Below are 21135 nucleotides of genomic sequence, written 5' to 3' on the forward strand. Positions count from 1 at the left end.
GCGCCCCTGCCGGTAGCCCACCGGAGCCCGCCGCAGGCGACCCGCATACCCTCCCCGGAGGGGTTCCCGACCGACCGACCACCCCCTCCGGAGGAGACATGCCCCCACTGGTCCACGCCGCGCGAACGCCCGGCCTCACCACCCTCACCCTCGACTCCCCGGCCAACCGCAACGCCCTCTCCGCAACCCTGGTCCAAGAACTCCGTACGGCCCTGGCCACCGCGGCCGCCGAACGACCCACCCGGGCGGTGCTCCTCACCCACACCGGCACCACCTTCTGCGCCGGCGCCGACCTGAAGTCCCCCTGCGACCCGGCCGACTTCCTGGCCCTGCTCCGGGAGATCGCCGAACTCCCCAAGCCCGTCGTGGCCCGGGTCACGGGCCACGTCCGCGCGGGCGGCCTCGGCCTGCTCGGCGTCTGCGACATCGCCGCCGCCGGGCACGGGTCCACGTACGCCTTCACCGAGACCCACCTCGGCGTGGTCCCGGCCGTGATCTCCGCGCCGCTGCTCCCGCGCCTGGACCCCCGCGCCGCGGCCCGCTACCTCCTGACCGCCGAGGTCTTCGACGCCGCCGAAGCCACCCGCATCGGCCTGCTCACCCTCGACACCCCGGACGCGGACGTCGACAAGGTGCTCGCCCCCGTCCTGGAAGGCCTCCTCAAGGCCGGACCCGAGGCCCTGGCCGCGACGAAACGGCTGGTCACGGCCCCGGTACGGGCCGCCCTGGAGCGGGACGGGGCAGCCCTCACCGAGCTGTCCGCCCGGCACTTCGCCTCCGCGGAGGCCCGCGAGGGCATCAGCGCCCGCTTCGAACGACGGGACCCGTCATGGCTGCGGTGACCGCGGAGAGCGGGCCCAAGCAGGCCCGCAGCCGGGTCACCCGCCGCCACCTCCTCGAGGCTGCCGTCTCCTGCCTCGCCGAGCAGGGCTGGGCCGGATCCACCGTCGCCGTGGTCGCGGAGCGCGCCGGTGTCTCGCGCGGGGCGGCCCAGCACCACTTCCGCACCCGCGAGGAGCTGTTCACCGCGGCCGTCGAGTACATGGCCGAGGTGCGCTCGACCGCGCTGCTGGACCTGTTCCCGCGCGGCGGCACCGCGGCGGCCCGCGCCGACGTGGTCGGGGCGCTCATCGACCTCTACACCGGCCCGATGTTCCGCGCCGCCCTCCAGCTGTGGGTCGCGGCCTCCCACGAGGAGCAGCTGCGGCCCCGCGTGGCGGAGCTGGAGGCCCGCGTCGGACGCGAGACCCACCGCATGGCCGTGGAACTCCTGGGCGCGGACGAGTCCGTACCGGGCGTACGGGAAACCGTGCAGGGTCTGCTCGACATGGCCCGCGGTCTGGGCCTGGCCAACGTCCTCACCGACGACACCGCCCGCCGGGCGCGGGTGGTCGCCCAGTGGGCCCGGATCCTGGACACGGAACTGGGCTGACCTCCCAGCCCCCCCAGCCCCTCCCCCTCCTTCCCTCCTCCCCTTTTCCTCCGGGAACGCGAAGGGCGCCGCACCCCCGAGGGGACGCGGCGCCCTTCGTCACGGCGGCGGCCCTGTGCGGGGGCAGCCGGCGGCCGGCGTGATCAGGCGGTGGAGGTGATGTCCGTGATATCGGAGTAACCCTCGATCTCGCGCGGGTTGCGCACGCCCGGACCGGTGTAGCGGGCCGAGGGACGGACCAGGCGGCCCGTGCGCTTCTGCTCGAGGATGTGTGCGGACCAGCCGGCGGTACGGGCACACGTGAACATCGAGGTGAACATGTGCGCCGGGACCTCCGCGAAGTCCAGCATGATCGCGGCCCAGAACTCCACGTTCGTGGCGAGGACCCGGTCGGGGCGGCGCGCGTGCAGCTCCTCCAGGGCGGCCTTCTCCAGCGCTGCGGCCACCTCGTAGCGCGGGGCGTCCAGCTCCTTGGCCGTACGCCGCAGCACGCGGGCGCGCGGGTCCTCGGCGCGGTAGACGCGGTGGCCGAAGCCCATCAGCCGCTCGCCCTTGTCCAGGGCCTTCTTCACGTACGCCACGGCGTCGCCGGTGCGCTCGATCTCCTCGATCATGCCGAGGACGCGCGAGGGCGCCCCGCCGTGCAGCGGCCCGGACATGGCGCCGACCGCCCCGGACAGCGCGGCCGCGACATCGGCACCCGTCGAGGCGATGACGCGCGCGGTGAAGGTCGAAGCGTTCATCCCGTGCTCGGCGGCGGAGGTCCAGTAGGCGTCGACGGCCTTGACGTGGCGCGGGTCGGGCTCGCCCCGCCAGCGGATCATGAACCGCTCGACCACGGATTCGGCCTTGTCGATCTCGCTCTGCGGGACCATCGGCCGTCCCTGGCCGCGCGCGGACTGGGCCACGTACGACAGCGCCATCACGGCCGCCCGCGCCAGGTCGTCCCGCGCGGTCTGCTCGTCGATGTCGAGGAGCGGTTTCAGGCCCCAGACGGGGGCGAGCATGGCGAGTGCGGACTGCACGTCGACCCGGATGTCACCGGAGTGCACCGGGATCGGGAAGGGCTCGGCGGCCGGCAGGCCGGGGTTGAAGGCACCGTCGACCAGCAGACCCCAGACGTTCCCGAAGGAGACGTGGCCCACGAGGTCTTCGATGTCGACACCCCGGTATCGCAGCGACCCGCCTTCCTTGTCGGGTTCGGCGATCTCCGTTTCGAACGCGACGACTCCCTCGAGACCGGGTACGAAGTCGGACATCAGGCTGCTCCTCAAATAGTGCGAACACGCGCGGCTCCCGGCGTGATTCGCGGTCCGGCGCGGTCATCCCCGTTGATGCCCGGCACGGCCGATGGTCATCCGTTCGGGACCGTCGGACCGGCCCCAAGATTTTGTACGTTCCGCTTGGCGCGGGGAAGCGTGACATACGGCACAGTCCAGGGCGGGCGGCTGCGGCAGGATGGCCGCGTGACCGATCAGCACCTTGACCCTGCCGACATGCGCAAGCAGTACCGCTCCCAGCTCGTCGCCGAGGAAAGCCTCGCCGAGGAACCGATGGGCCAGTTCGCGCGCTGGTTCCGCGACGCTGCGGAGGCGAACGTCTTCGAACCCAACGCGATGGTCGTCGCGACCGCAACCCCGGACGGCCGCCCCAGCTCGCGCACGGTCCTGTTGAAGCAGTTCGACGAGCGCGGATTCGTCTTCTTCACGAACTACGACTCCCGCAAGGGCCGCGAACTGGCAGTGAACCCGTTCGTCTCACTGCTCTTCCCCTGGCACCCCATCGCCCGCCAGGTCATCGTCACCGGCACGGCCTCCCGCATCGGCCGCGACGAGACGGCGGCGTACTTCCGCTCCCGTCCCCACGGCTCCCAGCTGGGCGCCTGGGCCAGCGAGCAGTCCACGGTGATCGCCTCCCGCGCGGAACTGGACCGCCGCTACGCGGACCTGGAAGCCCGCTACCCCGAGGGCGAACAGGTTCCGGTCCCCCCGCAGTGGGGCGGCATCCGCGTGGTACCCGACGCGGTGGAATTCTGGCAGGGCCACGAGAACCGCCTCCACGACCGCCTCCGCTACGTCCTGGAGGCGGAGAAATGGCGCGTGGAACGCCTCTGCCCGTGACCCCGTAGGGGCCCGGACACGCAGACGACCCGCGAGCTCGGGTTTCCCCCCTGCAGTGGGGGAAGCCGGCCGGACGTACCGGCGAGCTCGCGGGTCGGGTGACTGCTTGGGATTGGCGCCGGCGACTCCGCCGGGCACCGCACTGGGTGCGTGCGACAACGGGCGCTTTAGCCCGCAGCCACCTCACGCGTCCGGTTTCCGTACATTGCGGCAACCACCTCCTTTCAGTGTGCCGCCACTGTAGGCACCCCCGCGGAGCGCGCTCAACCGAATTTCGGGGGCGAGTTCGTACCCGTATCCGTCCGCTCTCTGGAGCAGCGCCACATTCCGGTGGGAGACATCAAACCGGCAGGTCAGCGTGCTGATTCGATGCTGGCCACTCGTCCGGACCGCGATCCGGCCCACCCAGGTCCCGACCCACTTCCCCCGGGGAACCACGGCTTTCACGAGGTCGCCGGTGGCGTAACCGTTCAGGATCTTCGCGCGCGGCCGCCGCAAGCGGGGGAACCCGAAGCGGTCCGGGGTGGTTCTGGCGTACGCACCGCGCCCTGTCGAGGTCACCACCAGGATCTGCGCGGGCACCCGCACGAGCTGGTCGCCCCGCTCATGCTCAAGGAACCCAACGGAGAGGGCATCGAGGGTGTGGCTCTTCGGCAGCTCCATCACGACACGGTTCCAGTACGTCCGGCCGCCCGACCAGGCGTGCACAGGTACGCCCAGCGTGGCCAGCACCTCCACGAGCCGGTGCCGGGTGGCGTTCATGACGGCGACGTCCCGAAGCGGTCTCCTGAGCTGGGCGATCACCCCCGCCAAGCGGTCGGGCCGGTCGGCGAGGAATTCCTCGACCCGCTGACTGCCCTTCGCCTGATTGCACGGAACGCAGGCGAGGACGAGGTTCGAAACCCGGTCCGACCCCCCGTTGCCGTGGGGGCGGACGTGTTCGATGTTGAGCGGTACCGCTGAGGCATCGCAATAGGCGCAGGACCTGTTCCACTTGGCCAGCAGGAACTCACGGACCTCGGACCCGGCGAGTGTGGCACCCGGGTCCTCCCGAACGCCGGGCCGCACGACTCCGGCGACAGCGGTCGTATCGAAGGCGACTTGTTCCACGTGGATCGCGACGACCGGCGCGTATCGGCACAACTTCGTCACGAGCGACATCGTGGAGTCGACCCGATGCCGTAGCGACGGAGGGAGCCAGCCGGCTGGCCGGCAGCGGTTGTCGGACCGGGGAGCCCGGTACCGCAGGTTCGAGGAGCGGCGTCGGCGACGTAGCCCGCGCGCCGCAGCATGCCGTTGCGGATCTGCTGTCCCCGATGCCGGAGCTCGATCGTGACGAGCCCTCGGCGCGCTACGGAGGTCTGGCCCTCCGGGCCGACGGGATGGAGTTCGTCGGTCACTGCGATCCCCGTTGCTTTCGACCCGGGGTCGAGGCGCACTTGCACGCCCGCGACGGTGGAACACTCACGGGTTCGCTCCCTCAGTCGGATGGTGAAGGGCACTCGTCGGGCCAGGACCGCTCGCCCGCTCCGGAGCAGTTCGCGGGCCCGGGCGGGATGGCAGGGCATCAGGGGTTCGCCCCCTTCGCCAGAACGAACACCCGGCTTGCCGTGTCGCGGGGAGCGTCACCGCTCCCGTTCACTGCCATGGCCGCTGCGTGAGCAGCGGGTCCGGCGTTCCGCCGACGGGCCCAGGTGCGGTTCCCGTCGATCTCCCCTCGCCCATGTTCCACGTCGGTGCCCGGCTCCGTGGCCGGGAGTCCGCGAGCCGTTTCGTCCCTGCTCCCGGGGGTGTCTGCGCTCACGGATTCCAGAGCAGGCTGCTGAGGAAGCACAGCCTGGTGGGTCTGCTCACCTGCGGAGAACGTAGTCATCAAGGCACCTCGTCTGATCCTCGGATCGTGATGACTGGGGCTGGTCACTCAGTGAGGGAGCGAGTGACCTCCCTTCTCGTGTTGCGGCCGACGCTATCGACCTTGGACCGAGCGGCGACGACGGATCGGTAGGGCTCACTCGAACGTGTGGCCGCTCGGGTCGTGCAGTCCAGGCGATCGGGCTGTGGTCAATCGGTCCCGGGGCTGTTTACCCTGGCCGCCGAGGCTGGGGGGCCGTATGGATCAGGGGACGCTGCCGCGCGAGTACCGGACCAGGGCGGGGTCGGCGGGTGGGGCGTACCTGTGGATGGGTCTCGTCTGGGTGTGGGGGTGCTACCAGTCGGCCACAGCCGATCGCCTGCCGTTCTGGTGGAGGGTGGCACTGCCCGTCCTGGCAGCCCTGCTCCTTGCCTTCGCGGCCTACGCCCGGGCGCGCCGGTTCACCGTCCTCGACGAGCAGGGGATCGCCGTACGGAGCCTCCTGCGGGTGCGGCGGGTGCGGTGGGCTGAGCTGCACGACATCCGGGCCGAGGGCCGGCCCGGGCGGGCGGGCAGGGGGCCCGGTGCGGAGTGGGTCTCCGCGTACGCCTACCTGCCCGGGGGCAAGCGGGTCTCGCTGCCGTGCGTGGACGACCGGGAAGTCGAGGGGGTCCGTACCGAAGTGGCCCTCATCCGGGCCGCGTGGGCCGGGCTGCGCGGCCCCGGGTGGCGGCAGGATCCGGGTGCGGAGGCGCGCATCGCCCGGGCTGCCGCGCAGCGGGAGTGGTGGGCGCGGTCGGCCGGGGCGAAGGCGGTGATCGGTACGGCCACGCTTGCCGGCATCGCGCTTCTCGTGGTGGTTCTCAGCTGACCGGACAGCCTCCGTGGCCCGGACATACCGGGATGATTGCGGGAAGTGGGTGTGTGCTGCGTCACGTTCGAGTTCAATGACGTGACGTGCCGCACACGCGAACACCTGTAGGGGGCCCAGGTGACTGCATCCGGACGTGATGAGACCGCCGACGATCTGCTCGCAGCGCTGCTGGACGGGATGGACGCGGCCTTGTGCGCGTTCGATGCCGATGGCGTGATCACCCACTGGAACCGCGAGGCCGAGCGGATTCTGGGGTGGTCGGCGATCGAGGCCGTGGGGCGCAAGGGGTTCGCGGGGTGGGCCGTGCGGCCCGCCGACGCGCAGGACGTACAGGACAGACTCATGGCCGCGCAGGACGTGCCGGGGCGGCAGGTGCACGAGTTCGCACTGCTGACCAAGGACGGCGGGCGGGTGCTCGTGCGGACCCAGTCCGCGGGGGTGCCGGGCGCCGACGGGAAGCCGGCCGGGGTGTACTGCGCCTTCAGCGAGGTGCACGCGCAGATCGACCTCGAGCGTTCCATCGCCCTGAGCGAGGCGCTGATGGAGGACGCCTCCTGGGGGGTCGTGCTCGTCGACGTGGACCTGCGCCCGGCCGTGGTCAACGCCCATGCCGCCCGGGCCTTCGGCTCCGGCCGCACCGTGCTGCTCGGGAGGCCGCTGGGGGAGCTGCTGGCGCAGGGGGTGGAGGAGCTGGAGGGGGCGCTGCAGCACGTGCTGGCCGAGGGCGCGCCCCCGGCGCCGGCGGAGCTGTGGGTGTCCGTGCGCGGACCCGAGGGCGTGCGGCGGCGGTGCTGGCGGTGCGGGTTCCTGCGCCTGGCCTCGCCGCTCGCGGAGGAACCCGTACCGCTCGGGGTCGCGCTGCTGTTCCAGGACGTCACCGAGGCCCGCCAGGCGCAGCTGGACACGGCGCAGCTGCGCTTCCGGTCCCATCAGCTGTACCGGGCCGGGCGGGCCGCCGCCGAGTGCGAGGACCCGGCCGAGGCGGCGGCCGTACGGCTGGAGTTCGCCCTGGCGGGCTTCGCCGAGCACGCGCTGGTGGACGTACTGGAGCCGCTACGGGAACCTGCGCCCGCACGGCTGCTGCGCTGGGCAGCGTCCCCGCCCGGCCTGCCGGGGCTCCCCGAGCCCGGGGTGATCCCGGTGCGCTACCGGGCCGGTCACCCGGCGCTGCAGGCGCTGGACCGGGCCGGGTCGGTGCGGACGAGCGCGCCGCGCGGGCAGGCCGACGGGGCGTGGGCGGGCGCCCGGCACTGGCCCGAGGGTGCGGCGCACGCCCTGTGCACGGTCCTGCGCAGCCGGGGCCGGACCCTGGGGACGCTGACGTTCCTGCGGGGGCCGTCCCGGGCCGCCTTCGAGCGCGAGGACGCGGCGTACGCGGAGGAGGTCGCGGCCCGCGTCGCGGCGGATCTGGACCTGGCGGGGCGCTGAGGCGCCCCGCGGGCGACAGCCTCTAGTGGCGGAAGAAGATGCGGTCGCCGTACTCCTGCATGACGCGGCCGTTCCACTCGTGGCCGCCGTCCACGTTGCCCGAGCGCAGGAGCGGCGGTTCGACCCCGCGGGCGACGAGCTCGCCGGCCGCGGCGGCCATGACCGCCTGCATGATCGCGCTGGTCACGACGGTGGAGGCGGGAGCGAAGGGGGCTTCGATGCCCTCGTGGGTGAGCTCGGCGTCGCCGACGGCGATCTTGCTGTCGAGGACGATGTCGCAGTGGTCCTTGAGGAAGGTGCCGGAGACGTGGCGGGACTTGGTGCCGGTCGCGTAGGCCACCGAGGTGACACCGATGACCTTGAGGCCGATCGCGCGGGCGTTCATGGCCATCTCGACCGGCAGCGCGTTGCGCCCGGAGAGGGAGATGATCACGAGGACGTCGCCGTCACTGGCCGGGCTGCTGTCCAGGACCGCGCCGGCGAGGCCGTCGACGCGTTCCAGGGCGCTGCCGAGCGTGGCGGGCATGACGTCGATGCCGACGGTGCCGGGGACGGCGAGGAAGTTCATCAGGGCGAGCCCGCCGGCCCGGTAGACCACGTCCTGGGCGGGGAGGGAGGAGTGCCCGGCGCCGAAGGCGAAGAGCTTGTTCCCGGCGGCCACGGCGTCCGCGATGACGGTCCCGGCCTCGTTGACGCGGGCGGACTCCTCGTCCCGTACCCGCTCCAGCAGACCGATCGCGGCGTCGAAGAACTGACCGGCCAGCTTGCTCTCGCTCATACGCCGATGGCCTTCCGGGGTGGGAGTGGGTGAGGTTGTCGTCCGTGTCCGCCGCTCACCGTGCGGTCTGGACCAAGGGCCTGTCAATACGAACTTCCATCCACGGGGCGAAAGGCCCGGTGGGCGGCGTAATGAGAGGTGCCCAGAGGGGACGGAGGGGCGTTTCCGGGCAGTCCGGAACGGCCCTTGACGTCCTACACGGGACGGTTGTCGGCGTGATGGGTCAGAATTGGGGGCAGGGCCAGCGCACGCAATCCGAGGGGCACGAATGTCCGGACTGATCGATACCACGGAGATGTACCTCCGCACCATCCTCGAACTGGAAGAGGAAGGTGTGGTCCCCATGCGCGCCCGTATCGCCGAGCGGCTCGACCAGAGCGGCCCGACGGTGAGCCAGACGGTGGCGCGGATGGAGCGCGACGGCCTGGTGGCCGTCGCCAGCGACCGGCACCTGGAGCTGACCGACGAGGGGCGCAAGCTGGCGACGCGCGTGATGCGCAAGCACCGCCTCGCGGAGTGTCTGCTCGTCGACGTCATCGGCCTGGAGTGGGAGCAGGTGCACGCCGAGGCCTGCCGCTGGGAGCACGTGATGAGCGAGGCGGTGGAGCGGCGGGTGCTGGAGCTGCTGCGCCACCCGACCGAATCGCCGTACGGGAACCCGATCCCGGGGCTGGAGGAGCTGGGCGAGAAGGCCGAGGCCGATCCGTTCCTGGAAGAGGGCATGGTCAGCCTCTCCGAGCTGGACCCGGGCGCGGAGGGCAAGACCGTGGTGATCCGCCGGATCGGTGAGCCGATCCAGACGGACGCGCAGCTGATGTACACGCTGCGGCGGGCGGGCGTGCAGCCCGGCTCGGTGGTCAGCGTGACCGAGTCGCCCGGCGGTGTGCTGGTCGGCAGTGGGGGCGAGGCCGCGGAGCTGGATGCGGACGTCGCGTCCCACGTGTTCGTGGCGAAGCGCTGACGGACGGAGGGGCTGGGGGGTCTTCGACAGGCTGACGCACGGTCGTTCGATCGGGTCGCCAGTGCGAGCGAATCCGACTGGTGTCGGTCGGTGTGGACCGGTGAAGATCTGCATGGATGGTCCCGGCGCCTTACGGCGCCGGGACCGGTCCTCCCCTGCTTGACCTGGAGCCCCGAGCTCTCAAGGTCATCCCTTCGGACCGTCTTCCCCGAGCGGCCCGCCTCCCTGTGGAAAGGATCTCCATCGGCAGCGGCGGTCAATCCTTGAGCAAGGTCACTCGAAAGAGCGGTGTTGTCGGCGAGAACCCCGTTTTCGAATACGGGTTCGATACTGTGGCCGGGAGCGAAGGGGGTGCATCTGCGGTGGTACGACGCCTCGATGTGACGGGGGCCGACGGCGTACGCCTGGCGGCCTGGGAGTTCTGCGCAGCGGCCGCGGAGTCCGAGCCGTCGACGCCATCGCCGCACTCGCCGTCGGGCGAGCCCGCGGCCCTCTTACTGCACGGCCTGATGGGCCGCGCCTTCCACTGGACGGGCACCGCCCGCTGGCTCGGCGCGAGCCGCCGCGTCGTGGCCCTCGACCAGCGCGGCCACGGCCAGAGCGAGCGCCCGCCGACCGCCGGCCCCGGCAGCTCCGTCGCCTACGGGCGCGAGGCCTTCGTGGCCGACGCCGAGGCGGCCGTCGAGCAGCTCGGCCTCGCGCCGGTGACGCTGATCGGCCACTCCATGGGCGCCCTCACCGCCTGGCAGCTCGCGGCCCGCCGCCCCGACCTCGTGGCGGCCCTGGTCATCTGCGACATGCGGGCGTCCGCGCTGGGGGAGGCCTCGCAGCAGGAGTGGGAGGAATGGTTCCGGCACTGGCCGCTGCCGTTCCCCACCCAGGACGCCGCACGGCGCTGGTTCGGCGAGGACGACCCGCGGGTGGAGCGCCCGGACCCCGGCCGGGGCGAGTTCTTCGCGGAGGTGATGCACGAGGCCGACGACGGCTGGCGCCCGCTGTTCTCGCGCCGTCAGATGCTGACCGCGCGGGAGACGTGGGTGCACGACGCGCACTGGGAGGAGCTCGCCCAGGTGCGGTGCCCGACGCTGGTCGTCCGCGGTCTGGACGGCGAGCTGGGCCGGGCCGAGGCCCAGGAGATGGTCCGCGTCCTGCCGGCTGGGCAGTACGCGGAGATCCCGGACGCCGGCCACTACCTCCACTACGACCACCCGACGGCGTGGCGAGCCGCGGTGGAGCCGTTCCTGGAGGGCATCAAGGCATCGGCGTGAGGGGTGGGCGCGGCCCGGTGGGACCCTGTGGGCCGCTACGGGGGCGGCTGCCGGGGCCGGCCCCGGCAGCCGTCGCCGTCGCCCCTGCGGGCCCCTGGGGGCCTTGTGGGGCCCCGGTGGGCCGGTGCCCCGGTGCCCCGCTGGGCCGGTGAAGGGCGGCTGTTGGGCCGGGCCGCTCGCCGGCGCCGCGCCGCCTGCTGCCGCGGAGTGGGTCACGGGCCTTCCAGGAGGGCGAGTTGTTCCTCCAGGGGGAGGGCTTCGCCCGTGGCGAAGGCGGTGGCGTAGGCCTCCGGGCCCAGGGCCGCACGGGCCCGGGCCGTCGCCCGGTCGGTGTCGGTGCGTTCTGCCCGGGGGCGCGGGGTCCCCACCGAGGTGCGCAGGGCCGTCGCGGTGCCCAGCAGGGAGGCCGCCCGGGCGGGCGGGAGTATCCCCGCCAGGCCTTCGAGGGCCAGAGCGAGGGCGCGGGGGTCCCCCGAGCGGCGGGCCGCCGCGAGGCCTTCCCGGTGCAGGGACTCCGCCGCGGCCGGGTCGGCCCGCAGCTCCGCGACGTAGCCCAGCTCCGCGAGGACCAGCGCCGCTCCGGAGTCCACTCCGAGGCGCCGGTTCCAGTCGAGCCACGGTCGCAGCCGCGCCTCGGCGCCGTCCAGGTCGCCGCCGCGCCGCGCGCCCAAGGCGAGCCCGATCGCCGCGAACTGCTCGGCCGGGCGGTGGCATTGCTCCTCCGCGAGCCGCAGGGCCCGTTCGTGCAGTGCGGCCGCCTGTGCCAGGTCGCCGGTCAGCAGCGCGATGCGGCCCTGCCGGGCCAGCCGGAAGGAGGCGTGCGTCCACAACTCCAGCTCCTGCGCGTCCCGTACGCCGTCCTCGTGCAGTCGTGCCGCGGCCGGGTAGTCCCCGGTCACCTCGGCGAGGATGCCGAGCTGCTCCGAGGTCTGCAACTGGCCCCAGCGATCACCCAGTTCGGTGAACACCGCGGCGGCCGCCTCCGCGTTGCGGCGCAGTTCCGCGAGGTCGCCGTCGTACATCGCCCGCGTCGAGAGGGTCAGCAGCGCGACCGCTTCGCCCCATCGGTCACCGCTTTCGCGGAACCGGGCGGGGAGAGGGGTGAGTTCGTCCTCCCTCACGCCGGAGCCGAAGCCGCACCGGGCGTAGGTCAGCAGCCACTGTTCCCGGAGGTCGGCGGCCGAGAAGTCGCCGCCCAGGTGGCTGTCGTCCCCGCCGAGCAGTGCGAAGGCGGCGTGCAGGGCCGAGGCCCCGGCCGCCCGGGTGGCCTCGGTGGCTTCCTGGATCCGGCCGCGCAGGAACCAGTACCAGGACTGCGCGCCGACCAGCCGCAGCCCCAGCTCACCGGCCCCCGCGTGTTCCAGGGCGGCCCGGGCGTTGAGGCCTTCCCGGTCGAGCCGCCGCAGCCACTCGCCCTGCCCGGGCCCGTGCAGCCGCTCGGCCGCGCGCTCGGCCAACCCGGTGTAGTACTCCGCGTGCCGGTGCCGGGTCGTGCCCGTCTCCCCGGCGGCGTCGAGCCGTTCCAGCCCGTACGCCGCCACCGATTCCAGCAGCCGCAGGCGCGAGTCCCCGTACGCGGGGTCTCCGTACGCGGAGTCCCTCTGTCCCGAGTCCCCGTGTCCGGAGTCCCCGTACGCGGAAGCCACGAGCGAGCAGTCCACGAGCCGCGTGAGCAGATCGAGCACGTCGTCACGGGCGACCGGGTCACCGGAGCCGCCGCCCCCACCCGGCGGGTCCTCGTCCGCGCACACCGCCTCGGCCGCTTCCACGGTGAATCCGCCCGCGAACACCGACAGGCGGCGCAGGACCGTCGCCTCCGCCGGGGAGAGCAGCTCCCAGCTCCAGTCGATCGTCGCGCGCAGCGTGCGCTGGCGGGCCGGGGCGTCGCGGCGCACCTGGTTGAGCAGGCGGAAGCGGTCGTGCAGGCGGTCCGCCAGTGCCTGCACCCCCAGGACCCGTACCCGCGTCGCGGCGAGTTCCAGCGCGAGCGGGATCCCGTCCAGCCTGCGGCAGATCACGGCCACGGCCTCCGCGGTGTCGGGGCCGAGGGCGAAACCGGGGGCGGCGGCGGCCGCGCGGGCCGCGAACAGTTCCACGGCCCGGGCCTGCGGGAGCGGGGCGACGGCCTCGATCACCTCGCCCGAGAGCGCGAGCGGCTCCTGGCTGGTGGCGAGGACGCGCAGGCCGGGGGCGCGGCGCAGGAGCCGTTCGGCGAGGTCCGCTGCGGCCGGGAGGAGGTGTTCGCAGTTGTCGAGTACGAGGAGCGCCTCGCGCCGCCGCAACGCCTCGGCGAGCCGTTCCTCGACGGAGCCGCCGCCCGCGTCGTCCTCGCGCATCCCGATCGCGGCGGCCACCGCCTCGGCGACCGACGTGCCGTGCGCGCCCGCGAGTTCCACGAACCACACCCCGTCGGCGTGGGTCTCCTCCAGCCGCGCCGCCGCGGCCAGCGCGAGCCGGGTCTTGCCGACGCCGCCGGGCCCGCACAGCGTCACCAGCCGGCCCGCCCCGAGCGCCGCGCACACCCGGGCGACGGCCTCCTCGCGGCCCACGAGGGAGCTGAGGGGCGTGGGCAGGTTGCCGCCCCCGTACGCCCGGTTGCCCCCGTATGCCCGGCCGCCCCCGTATGCCCGGCCTTCCCTGGATGCCCGGCCGTCCCGGGCCGACTGTTGCGGCAGGCCCGGCCGCGCGGTCGTGCCCAGCGCGGGGTCCTGGCGCAGGATGGCCTGGTACAGGGCCGCGAGTTCGGCTCCGGGGTCGATGCCGAGCTCCTCGGCGAAGAGCTCGCGCAGGTGCGCGTAGACGGCGAGGGCCTCGCTTTGGCGGCCGGCGCGGTACAGCGCCCGCATCTGGCTGCCGCGCAGCCGCTGGCGCAGCGGGTGGGCCGTGGCGGGGCCGGTCAACTCGTCCGCGAGCTGCTGGTGTTCGCCGAGCTCGAGGCGGGCCTCGGCCAGGTCCTCGTACGCGGTGATCCGCTGTTCCTCCAGCCGGGCGATCGCCGCCTGCGTGAAGTCGGCGTCCTGGAAGTCGGCGTAGGCCTCCCCCTGCCACAGTCCGAGCGCCCGGGTCAGCAGCTCCGCCCGGGCCCGCGGCTCCGCCTCCTTGCGCGCGGCCGCCGCCAGCTCGGCGAATCGGTCCGCGTCCACGGCCCGCGCCGGAGCGCGCAGGGCGTAGCCCGCCGGACCGTAGGCGACGAGTGAGCGTGCGCCGTCCTCGGCCTTGGCGAGGGTCCGGCGGAGCTGGGAGACCTTGGTCTGGAGGGTGTTTCCCGGGTTGCCGGGGGCGGCATCGCCCGCCTCGCCCCACAGGTCCTCGATCAGCCGGTCCACCGGCACGGGGCGGCCGTCGCGTACGAGGAGGGCCGCGAGCAGGGCCCGTACCTTCGCCTCGGGAACGGGTACGGGAGTCCCGTCATCCGTGCGGACGGTCAGTGGCCCCAGCACCTCGAAACGCATGCCGCAACGTTACTTCTTGCCCGTCAGAACACGGTGAGCGGAGAAAACCCGGCGCCGTCCGCGACCCCGTGCGCAACCCGCCTCCGACCCCGTGCGCAACCCGCCTCCGACAACCCCGCCTCCGATCCCGTGCGTGACGCGTGCGCGGCCCGTGCGCGCCCCCGGACACGGTGTTCCCGTGACCGCGACCGAGCGGGCACGGGAACACACCGGAAGGAACAGTCACATGACCACGAGCACCACGAGCACCACGAGCGCCACGGGCACTCTCTCCCGGGAGATCCGCCTCGCCGCCCGCCCGGTGGGCGAGCCGGGCCCGCACCACTTCGACCTGGTCGCCACCGAGGTTCCGGAGCCCGCCGAAGGCCAGATCCTGGTCCGCAACACCTGGATGTCCGTGGACCCGTACATGCGGGGCCGGATGGACGACGCCCCCTCCTACATCCCGCCCTTCGCCCTCGGTACGGCCCTCGAAGGCAGCGCGATCGGCGCGGTCGTCGCCTCCCGCTCCGCGGCGGTGCCGGTCGGGGCGACCGTCTCGCACTTCCTCGGCTGGCGGGAGTACGCGGTCCTCGACGCGGCCGCCGCCACCGTCGTGGATCCCGCGGTCGCCTCGCAGTCCTCGTACCTCGGTCCGCTCGGCACCACGGGCCTGACGGCGTACGCGGCACTGACCCGCACCGCCCCGGTCAAGGAGGGCGACGTCGTCTTCGTCTCCGCCGCCGCCGGCGCGGTCGGCAGCGTTGCCGGGCAGCTGGCGCGGCGCTTGGGCGCCTCCCGGGTGATCGGCTCGGCGGGCGGCCCGCTGAAGACGAAGAAGCTGCTGGACCGCTTCGGCTACGACGCGGCCGTGGACCACCGCCAGGGCGACCTGGCCGGCCAGCTCGCCGAGGCGGCCCCCGACGGCATCGACGTCTACCTCGACGCGGTCGGCGGCGACCACCTCCAGGCGGCCATAGGTGCGATGCGCCAGGGCGGGCGGATCGCCATGGTCGGCGCGATCAGCGGCTACAACGCCACCGCGCCGGCGGTGGGCCCGGACAACCTCTTCCTGGCCGCGGCCCGCGAGGTGACCCTGCGCGGGATGCTCGTCTCCAGCCACTTCGACCTGTTCCCGGAATGGATCGGCCGGGCGGCGGGATGGCTGGCGGACGGCAGCCTGCGCACGGAGGAGACCGTCGTCGACGGCATCGAACACGCCCCGGAGGCCTTCCTCGGCATGATGCGCGGCGCGAACACCGGCAAGATGCTGGTCCGCCTCTCCCCGGAGGACGCCGCCGCGAAGGCGACCCCCAGCACCCCGGGCACCCCGGGCACTACGACCACCACGAGCACGACGCCCAACACGACCACCACCGATGCCCGATGAGCGCCGCCCTGGTCGTCTTGGCCCACCCCCGCGGAGATTCGCTGACCGCCCAGCTGGCCCGCCGCGCCGTGGCCCGGCTGGAGGCCGACGGCCATACGGTCGACGTGCTCGATCTGCACGCCGAGGGCTTCGACCCCCGGATGGGGACCGAGGACGAGCCGGACTGGTCGGACCCCGGCAAGGAGTACTCCGCCGAGGCCCGCACGCATATGGACCGGATCGCCACGGCCGAGATCCTCGTGGTGGTCTTCCCGCTCTGGTGGTTCGGCCTCCCGGCCATCCTGAAGGGCTGGATCGACCGGGTCTGGAACAACGGCTTCGCCTACGGCCTGCGCCGTCCGCTCCTGAAGGGCAAGCGGATGGTCTGGATCCCGCTGGTCAGCTACCCGGAGGCCAAGTTCAAGGAGCTGGGCTGGGACGAGCCGGTGGACCGCCTCCTGCGCGTCGGGATCTCCGAGTACTGCGGCATCGGGGACGCCGCCGTCCACTTCGTCTACGACTCCCTGAGCGCGGGCGAGTCGGCCCTCGACGAGGCCGACGCCGCCCTGGCCCCGGTGGTCAGCCCTTGCTGACCGCCAGCAGGATCTCCGGGAGCTTGCGGACCACCGTCGGGGCCGCGAGACGCAGTCCGGTCCAGGTGGCGAGCGTGCCCCAGGCCACGCCCAGGGGGAGCAGGATCCAGGCCAGGGACTTCTGGTCCGTGGCGCTGAAGTAGATCGCCAGGGCGATCATCGGCGAGCTGACCAGTGCCGAGGCGAGCATGCCGCCGAGGAGGGCCGCCCACGCCAGGGCGCCCTGGCCCGGAGCGACGCTCTTGAAGGCGCCGTCGGTCGGGATCGAGTACGGGAGGTGGGCGGACGCCAGGGCTCCCGTGCACAGCATCGAGCCGAGCAGGGCAAGGGCCAGGCCCAGGGCGCCGGGGAGGCCGGCCCAGTCGCCGAGCAGGCCCGCCGTGACCGCCGCGACCACCACGGTGAAGGGCACGGTGACCAGCGCGAGGGCCAGGGCGCGGGCCCGCAGTTCCACGTACGCGTCCCGGGTGTTCGAAATGGTCTGCGCGACCATCCAGAACGCCGAGGTGTCCTGCCCGAACTGGTTGTACATCTGCAGGCCGAGCATGCCCGAGGCGAAGCAGGCCAGGTACACCGAGCCGCTGCCCTGGACGGCGTTGACGACCGGGATGATCAGGCCGAGCGCCAGGGCCGACACCCACGCCGCCTTGGTCTTCGGGTCGCGCACCATGTAGCGCAGCACGCGCTGGGCGGCCGCGCCCGTACGGTCGTCGGGAAGGATCGACCAGCCGCCGCCGGTGGCGCGGTTCGCCGGCTTCTTCTCCTTGGCGGCCGCGATCGTCGAACCGTCAGGGGTGACCATCAGCTTGGTCAGGCTGCGCTCCCAGAACCAGAGCAGCAGGCCGAGGGCCGCGACCGTGATGAGGAGCTGCGCGGCCGCGATCCCGTACGAGCCCTCGCTCGCGGAGTCCACCATCCCGACGGCCGTCGCGGGCGGCAGCCAGCGCACGACCGCCCCGGCCGGCTCCAGCTTGTCCAGGCCGCCGGTCTGGAACAGCCGCTGGGCGGCGAAGTTCGCCACCTGCGCGCCGATCGCGATCAGCAGACCGCTGAGCAGCGCGAGGTCGCGCCCCTTGCGGCTGGTCAGCAGCCGGACGTTGGCGGTGGCCACCGCCCGGGCCAGCGCGACGCAGCCGACCAGCAGCAGCGGTACGGCCAGTACGGCGGCCACCGCGCCCGCCGCGCCCCGGGCGACGGCGATCACCGAGCCGACGGCCAGGCACAGCGTGAAGAGCGGCCCGATGCCCACGAGCGAGGCCGCCAGCATGGCCCGTACGAGCGGCCGCGGGCGCAGCGGCAGCATGACCAGCCGGGTCGGGTCGAGCGTCTCGTCGCCGGTGGCGAAGAACAGCGGAACGAACGTCCAGCACAGGGCCATGAGCGCCGCCAGCAGGACGACGACCGCGCCGGCGTGCTCGTTGCCGCGCAGAACGGTGAGGCCGAGCGTGGCGAAGAAGGCGATGACGAGGGCGAAGGCGAGGGCGCCGAAGTAGGCGGCCTTGCGCATCGTGGAGCCCTTGAGCCCGTTGCGCAGGAGGGACAGCTTGAGGCGGACGAAGATCGGGGTGATGTTGACGGAGGCGGCCGCGGAAGCGGAGGCCGGGGCGCCGGCGGAGGTGGCGGACCCGAATGCGGCCGCCTGAGCCTGCGCGGACGTGGCGGCGGGCGTGGGCGTCGGCGTGCTCATCGGACGCCCGCCCCGTTGCTTCCGCCGTTGGCCGCGGCCCCGCCGCCGAGCCAGTCCAGGGACTCGCCCGTGGCCCGGCCCTGCGCCCCGACCAGTTCCAGGAACGCGGCCTGCAGCGAGGGCGCGTCGCCCCGTACGTCGGCCAGCGTGCCGGCGGCCCGGATCCGGCCGGCGGCCATGACGGCCACCCAGTCGCACAGCGACTCGACGAGCTCCATGACGTGGGAGGAGAAGACGACCGTGGCTCCGGAGGAGGTGTAGCGCTCCAGTACTCCGCGGATGGTCTGCGCGGACACCGGGTCCACGCCCTCGAACGGCTCGTCCAGGAAAAGCACTTCGGGGTTGTGGAGCAGCGCGGCCGCCAGGCCGATCTTCTTCCGCATGCCCGTCGAGTAGTCGACGATCAGCTTGTTCTGCGAACCGGCCAGGTCCAGGATGTCCAGCAGCTGAGTGGCGCGGCTGTCCGTCTCCTTGCCCGGCAGCCCCCGCAACCGGCCCATGTAGCCCAGCAGTTCCCGGCCGGAGAGTCGTTCGAAGAGCCGCAGCCCCTCCGGCAGCACGCCGATCCGGGACTTCACCACCACCGGGTCCGCCCACACGTCGTGCCCGGCGACGAACACCCGTCCCATGTCCGGGCGCAGCAGTCCGGTCACCATCGACAGCGTCGTCGTCTTGCCCGCGCCGTTCGGCCCCACCAGGCCGACGAACTGCCCCGCCGGGAGCTCCAGATCGATCCCGGAGACGGCCACCTGCTCGCCGAACCGCTTCCACAAACCCTCGACCCGTACGGCGGGTGCGGCGGCCGGTGCGCGCCCTGCACCGCCGCCCGTTCCGTCCGCCCCGCCCATCGCAACGCCCTGGTCCGGCATGCGCCTGCCTCTCGTCCTGTTCCCCGTGTCCTGCTTTTCTCACCATAGGAGGAGGGGGAGAGGCGGAGCAGTTACTTATGTCATGAGTTTCCCCGCGGGGATCTCCGCTGGTCAGAGAGGGGCGGAGCAGGACGGAGCCGTCGAGCGGGACGACGGGCGGGGCTCAGGCCGTGCGCCGGGCCCGTTCCGCCGCCGCCTCGCGGCCGCACGCGTAGGCCAGGGCGTCGATCAGCTCCTCCACGTCCGGCAGCCACCGGTTCGCGGCCGTCGGCGGCTGCGCCCACTGCACCGAACCGCGTCCGCCGATGCGGGTCGGCGGCGCGGCCACGTACTCGCCCTCTCCGCGCGCGGCCAGGTCGAGTTGGGCCGGCTGCCAGCCGATCTTGCGCAGCAGGTCGGGCACCTTCGCCCCGGCGCCGGGCAGGACGAAGAACAGCATCCGCCCCGCCGGGTTGGCGATCACCGGTCCGAGGGTGCGCTGCATGCGCTGGAGCCGGGCCAGTGCCAGGAAGCCGGCCGCGTCCGGGACGTCGAGGGCGTCGAAGGTCCGGCCGGTGGGCAGCAGGATGGCGGCCTTCGGGTTCTTGCCCCAGAGCCGCCTGACCTGCACGGCGCTGCCCGAGGCCTGTGAGGCCCAGTCCTTCCCCGCCGCGTGCGCGCCGGGCGCCGGGCACTCCGGTGCCCCGCACGAGCACCGCTCGCGCCCGTCGCCGGACTCCAGCCAGGTGCCGGCGAAGACATCCCAGTGCCGTTCTTCCGTGTACCGCACGGCATGGTCCAGCAGCGGCTCACTGCGCTGCAGGGGGATGGGCGCGGTCTCCGTGACTCCGATGGTCTCTTCCACGTGCAACACAACTCTTGCGGTCACCGGGGGTTACGGGCGTAAACCGGCCGGGCTGCGGAGCATCGATCCTGCATGCGGGGCGCATCGGTGCATCGCGGGGGGCGCGTAGGAGGCCGGGGCGCCGGAGGTGGGTAGCGACAGGACGCAATGGGGAAGATTCCCCGCACATCAGGCGGGAAGTGATCATTCGAACGATCACCCGCGTCTCTGGGGGTTTTCATGGCAGCCAGGCCTCTCGTCGCCCGCCAGCCGAACGAACGGCTGCAGGCGCTCATCCAGGAAGCCGGGTGCTCCAATGCCGGGCTCGCCCGGCGCGTCAACATGTGCGGGGCCGAGCACGGTCTCGACCTCCGCTACGACAAGACCTCCGTGGCCCGCTGGCTGCGCGGCCAGCAGCCGCGCGGCCGGGCCCCCGGGATCATCGCCGAGTCGCTGGGCCGCAAGCTGGGCCGGACCGTCACCATCGACGAGATCGGCATGGCCAACGGCAAGAACCTCGCCTCCGGGGTCGGCCTGCAGTTCTCCCCGACCGTCGTCGGCGCGATCGAGCAGGTCAGCGAGTTGTGGCGGAGCGACGTGGGCCGGCGCGACTTCCTTTCGGGGTCGAGCGTGGCCTCCTCTGCCCTGGTCGAGCCGAGCCGCGACTGGCTGATCACGGGGGCCGACGCGCAGGTCGCGCGCAGCGGCGGCTCACGGGTCGGGATGTCGGACGTGGAGGCCGTACGGGCCACCACGCAGGCGCTGAAGGAGCTCGACCACCGCTTCGGCAGCGGGCACGTGCGCCCGGTGGTCGTGCACTACCTCAACTCGGTGGTCTCCGGCCTGATCGGCGGCTCGTACCGGGAGCCCGTCGGCCGGGCCCTGTTCGCGGCGGTCGCCCGCCTCACGGAGCTGGCGGGCTACATGGCGGTGGACACCGGCCAGCCGGGCCTCGCCCAGCGCTACTACATCCAGGCCCTGCGGCTCGCACAGGCGGCGGGGGACCGGGCGTACGGGGGCTACGTCCTGGCGGCGTCGATGAGCCACCTGGCGGCGGAGCTGGGCAACCCGAGGGAGATCGCGCAGCTGGCCAGAGCCGCGCAGGAGGGCACGCGGGGCCAGGTCACCCCCCGGGTGGAGGCGATGTTCTACGCGGCGGAGGCGCGCGGGCACGCGCTCCTCGGTGACGCGCGGTCGACGGCGGTGCTGTCCTCGCGGGCGGTCACCGCGCTGGAGCGGGCGGAGCCGGAGTCGGGGGACGACCCGGAGTGGATCCGGCACTTCGACGGGGCGTACCTCGCCGACGAACTGGCGCACTGTCACCGGGACCTGGGGCAGGCCGACGCGGCGGCGAAACGTGCGGAGGAGGCCCTGCGGGACCTCCCGGCGGGCAAGGCGCGGCGCCGGGCGATCGGCCTGCTCCTGCTGGCGGCGGCGCGGGTGCAGCAGCGCGAGGTGGAGGCCGCCTGCCAGACGGCCACGCAGGCGGCGGAGGTCCTGTCGGGCATCCGCTCCAACCGCGGGGCGGTGTACCTGGAGGACTTCCGCACCCGCCTGGACCCGTACCGGGAGGAACCGGCGGCCCGGGAGTTCACGGCCCGCCTGGAGCCGGTCGGCTGACCCGCCGCCCGGATCCCGGGGTCGTGGGGA

The 21135-nt window shown here is 73.3% G+C and carries 16 protein-coding genes and 1 pseudogene; 10 read left to right on the forward strand and 7 right to left on the reverse strand.

The genetic code is table 11. The features are described from left to right. Positions 1-98: 98 nt before the first annotated feature. Together ACFYM0_RS31400 and ACFYM0_RS31405 are read left to right on the forward strand one after the other, a co-directional pair. Positions 99-842 (forward strand): enoyl-CoA hydratase family protein, encoded by a 744-nt coding sequence (locus ACFYM0_RS31400; RefSeq protein WP_388507208.1) that lies wholly within the window; start codon positions 99-101, stop codon positions 840-842. Continuing rightward, positions 830-1432, forward strand: coding sequence for a TetR/AcrR family transcriptional regulator (locus ACFYM0_RS31405; RefSeq protein ID WP_388507210.1), 603 nt, complete (start codon positions 830-832; stop codon positions 1430-1432). The genes ACFYM0_RS31400 and ACFYM0_RS31405 overlap by 13 nt, the downstream gene beginning before the upstream one ends. 143 nt (positions 1433-1575) lie before the next feature. Here the strand turns inward: ACFYM0_RS31405 and ACFYM0_RS31410 are convergent, their stop codons facing one another. Then, a complete protein-coding gene (locus ACFYM0_RS31410) occupies positions 1576-2691 on the reverse strand; it encodes a citrate synthase 2 (RefSeq protein WP_388507212.1) in 1116 nt (371 codons plus the stop codon). Positions 2692-2928: 237 nt separating this feature from the next. Between ACFYM0_RS31410 and pdxH the strand changes: the two genes are divergently transcribed. Then, complete coding sequence (gene pdxH / locus ACFYM0_RS31415; protein ID WP_388507403.1) at positions 2929-3552, forward strand: pyridoxamine 5'-phosphate oxidase; 624 nt, start codon at positions 2929-2931, stop codon at positions 3550-3552. A 183-nt stretch (positions 3553-3735) separates the two neighbouring features. Here pdxH and iscB read toward each other — a convergent pair. Further along, positions 3736-5120 (reverse strand): annotated as a pseudogene (gene iscB, locus ACFYM0_RS31420) (RNA-guided endonuclease IscB). Positions 5121-5663: 543 nt separating this feature from the next. Here iscB and ACFYM0_RS31425 point away from each other — a divergent pair. Together ACFYM0_RS31425 and ACFYM0_RS31430 are read left to right on the forward strand one after the other, a co-directional pair. Continuing rightward, the gene (locus ACFYM0_RS31425; RefSeq protein ID WP_388507213.1) at positions 5664-6275 is read left to right on the forward strand and encodes a PH domain-containing protein; all 612 of its coding nucleotides are present in this window, start codon (positions 5664-5666) and stop codon (positions 6273-6275) included. Between the two features lie 120 nt (positions 6276-6395). Continuing rightward, the gene (locus tag ACFYM0_RS31430) at positions 6396-7706 is read left to right on the forward strand and encodes a PAS domain-containing protein (protein WP_388507215.1); all 1311 of its coding nucleotides are present in this window, start codon (positions 6396-6398) and stop codon (positions 7704-7706) included. Positions 7707-7728: 22 nt separating this feature from the next. Here the strand turns inward: ACFYM0_RS31430 and ACFYM0_RS31435 are convergent, their stop codons facing one another. Further along, on the reverse strand, positions 7729-8484 hold the full coding sequence (locus ACFYM0_RS31435; RefSeq protein WP_388507217.1) for an SIS domain-containing protein: 756 nt from the start codon (positions 8482-8484) through the stop codon (positions 7729-7731). 268 nt (positions 8485-8752) lie between these two features. Between ACFYM0_RS31435 and ACFYM0_RS31440 the strand changes: the two genes are divergently transcribed. Both ACFYM0_RS31440 and ACFYM0_RS31445 read left to right on the forward strand, forming a co-directional pair. Further along, positions 8753-9445 carry a metal-dependent transcriptional regulator gene (locus ACFYM0_RS31440; RefSeq protein WP_388507219.1) on the forward strand — a complete coding sequence of 231 codons (693 nt, stop codon included), beginning with the start codon at positions 8753-8755 and terminating at the stop codon, positions 9443-9445. A 362-nt stretch (positions 9446-9807) separates the two neighbouring features. Next, on the forward strand, positions 9808-10713 hold the full coding sequence (locus ACFYM0_RS31445) for an alpha/beta fold hydrolase (RefSeq protein WP_388507221.1): 906 nt from the start codon (positions 9808-9810) through the stop codon (positions 10711-10713). A gap of 212 nt (positions 10714-10925) precedes the next feature. On the opposite strand, the gene ACFYM0_RS31450 is transcribed toward ACFYM0_RS31445, so the two are convergent. After that, positions 10926-14165, reverse strand: coding sequence for a BTAD domain-containing putative transcriptional regulator (locus ACFYM0_RS31450; RefSeq protein WP_388507223.1), 3240 nt, complete (start codon positions 14163-14165; stop codon positions 10926-10928). A gap of 226 nt (positions 14166-14391) precedes the next feature. Here ACFYM0_RS31450 and ACFYM0_RS31455 point away from each other — a divergent pair, with 226 nt between their 5' ends. Both ACFYM0_RS31455 and ACFYM0_RS31460 read left to right on the forward strand, forming a co-directional pair. Beyond that, positions 14392-15534, forward strand: coding sequence for an NADP-dependent oxidoreductase (locus ACFYM0_RS31455; protein ID WP_388507224.1), 1143 nt, complete (start codon positions 14392-14394; stop codon positions 15532-15534). Further along, entirely contained in the window at positions 15531-16106 is a 576-nt protein-coding gene (locus tag ACFYM0_RS31460; RefSeq protein ID WP_388507225.1) for an NAD(P)H oxidoreductase, read from the forward strand. The genes ACFYM0_RS31455 and ACFYM0_RS31460 overlap by 4 nt, the downstream gene beginning before the upstream one ends. On the opposite strand, the gene ACFYM0_RS31465 is transcribed toward ACFYM0_RS31460, so the two are convergent. From ACFYM0_RS31465 to ACFYM0_RS31475, 3 genes are all read right to left on the reverse strand, one after another. Beyond that, positions 16093-17793, reverse strand: coding sequence for a transporter (locus ACFYM0_RS31465; RefSeq protein ID WP_388507227.1), 1701 nt, complete (start codon positions 17791-17793; stop codon positions 16093-16095). The two genes, ACFYM0_RS31460 and ACFYM0_RS31465, sit on opposite strands and share 14 nt — an antisense overlap. Then, positions 17790-18662, reverse strand: coding sequence for an ABC transporter ATP-binding protein (locus ACFYM0_RS31470; RefSeq protein ID WP_388507229.1), 873 nt, complete (start codon positions 18660-18662; stop codon positions 17790-17792). Before ACFYM0_RS31470 ends, ACFYM0_RS31465 begins: the two co-directional genes overlap by 4 nt. A gap of 163 nt (positions 18663-18825) precedes the next feature. Then, positions 18826-19506, reverse strand: a complete 681-nt coding sequence (locus ACFYM0_RS31475) for a bifunctional DNA primase/polymerase (RefSeq protein ID WP_388507231.1) — start codon at positions 19504-19506, stop codon at positions 18826-18828. Positions 19507-19725: 219 nt separating this feature from the next. Between ACFYM0_RS31475 and ACFYM0_RS31480 the strand changes: the two genes are divergently transcribed. Further along, a complete protein-coding gene (locus tag ACFYM0_RS31480) occupies positions 19726-21105 on the forward strand; it encodes a transcriptional regulator (protein WP_388507232.1) in 1380 nt (459 codons plus the stop codon). The last annotated feature ends 30 nt before the right edge of the window (positions 21106-21135 follow it).

The sequence above is a fragment of the Streptomyces sp. NPDC006487 genome (assembly GCF_042870555.1).
Taxonomy (GTDB): domain Bacteria; phylum Actinomycetota; class Actinomycetes; order Streptomycetales; family Streptomycetaceae; genus Streptomyces.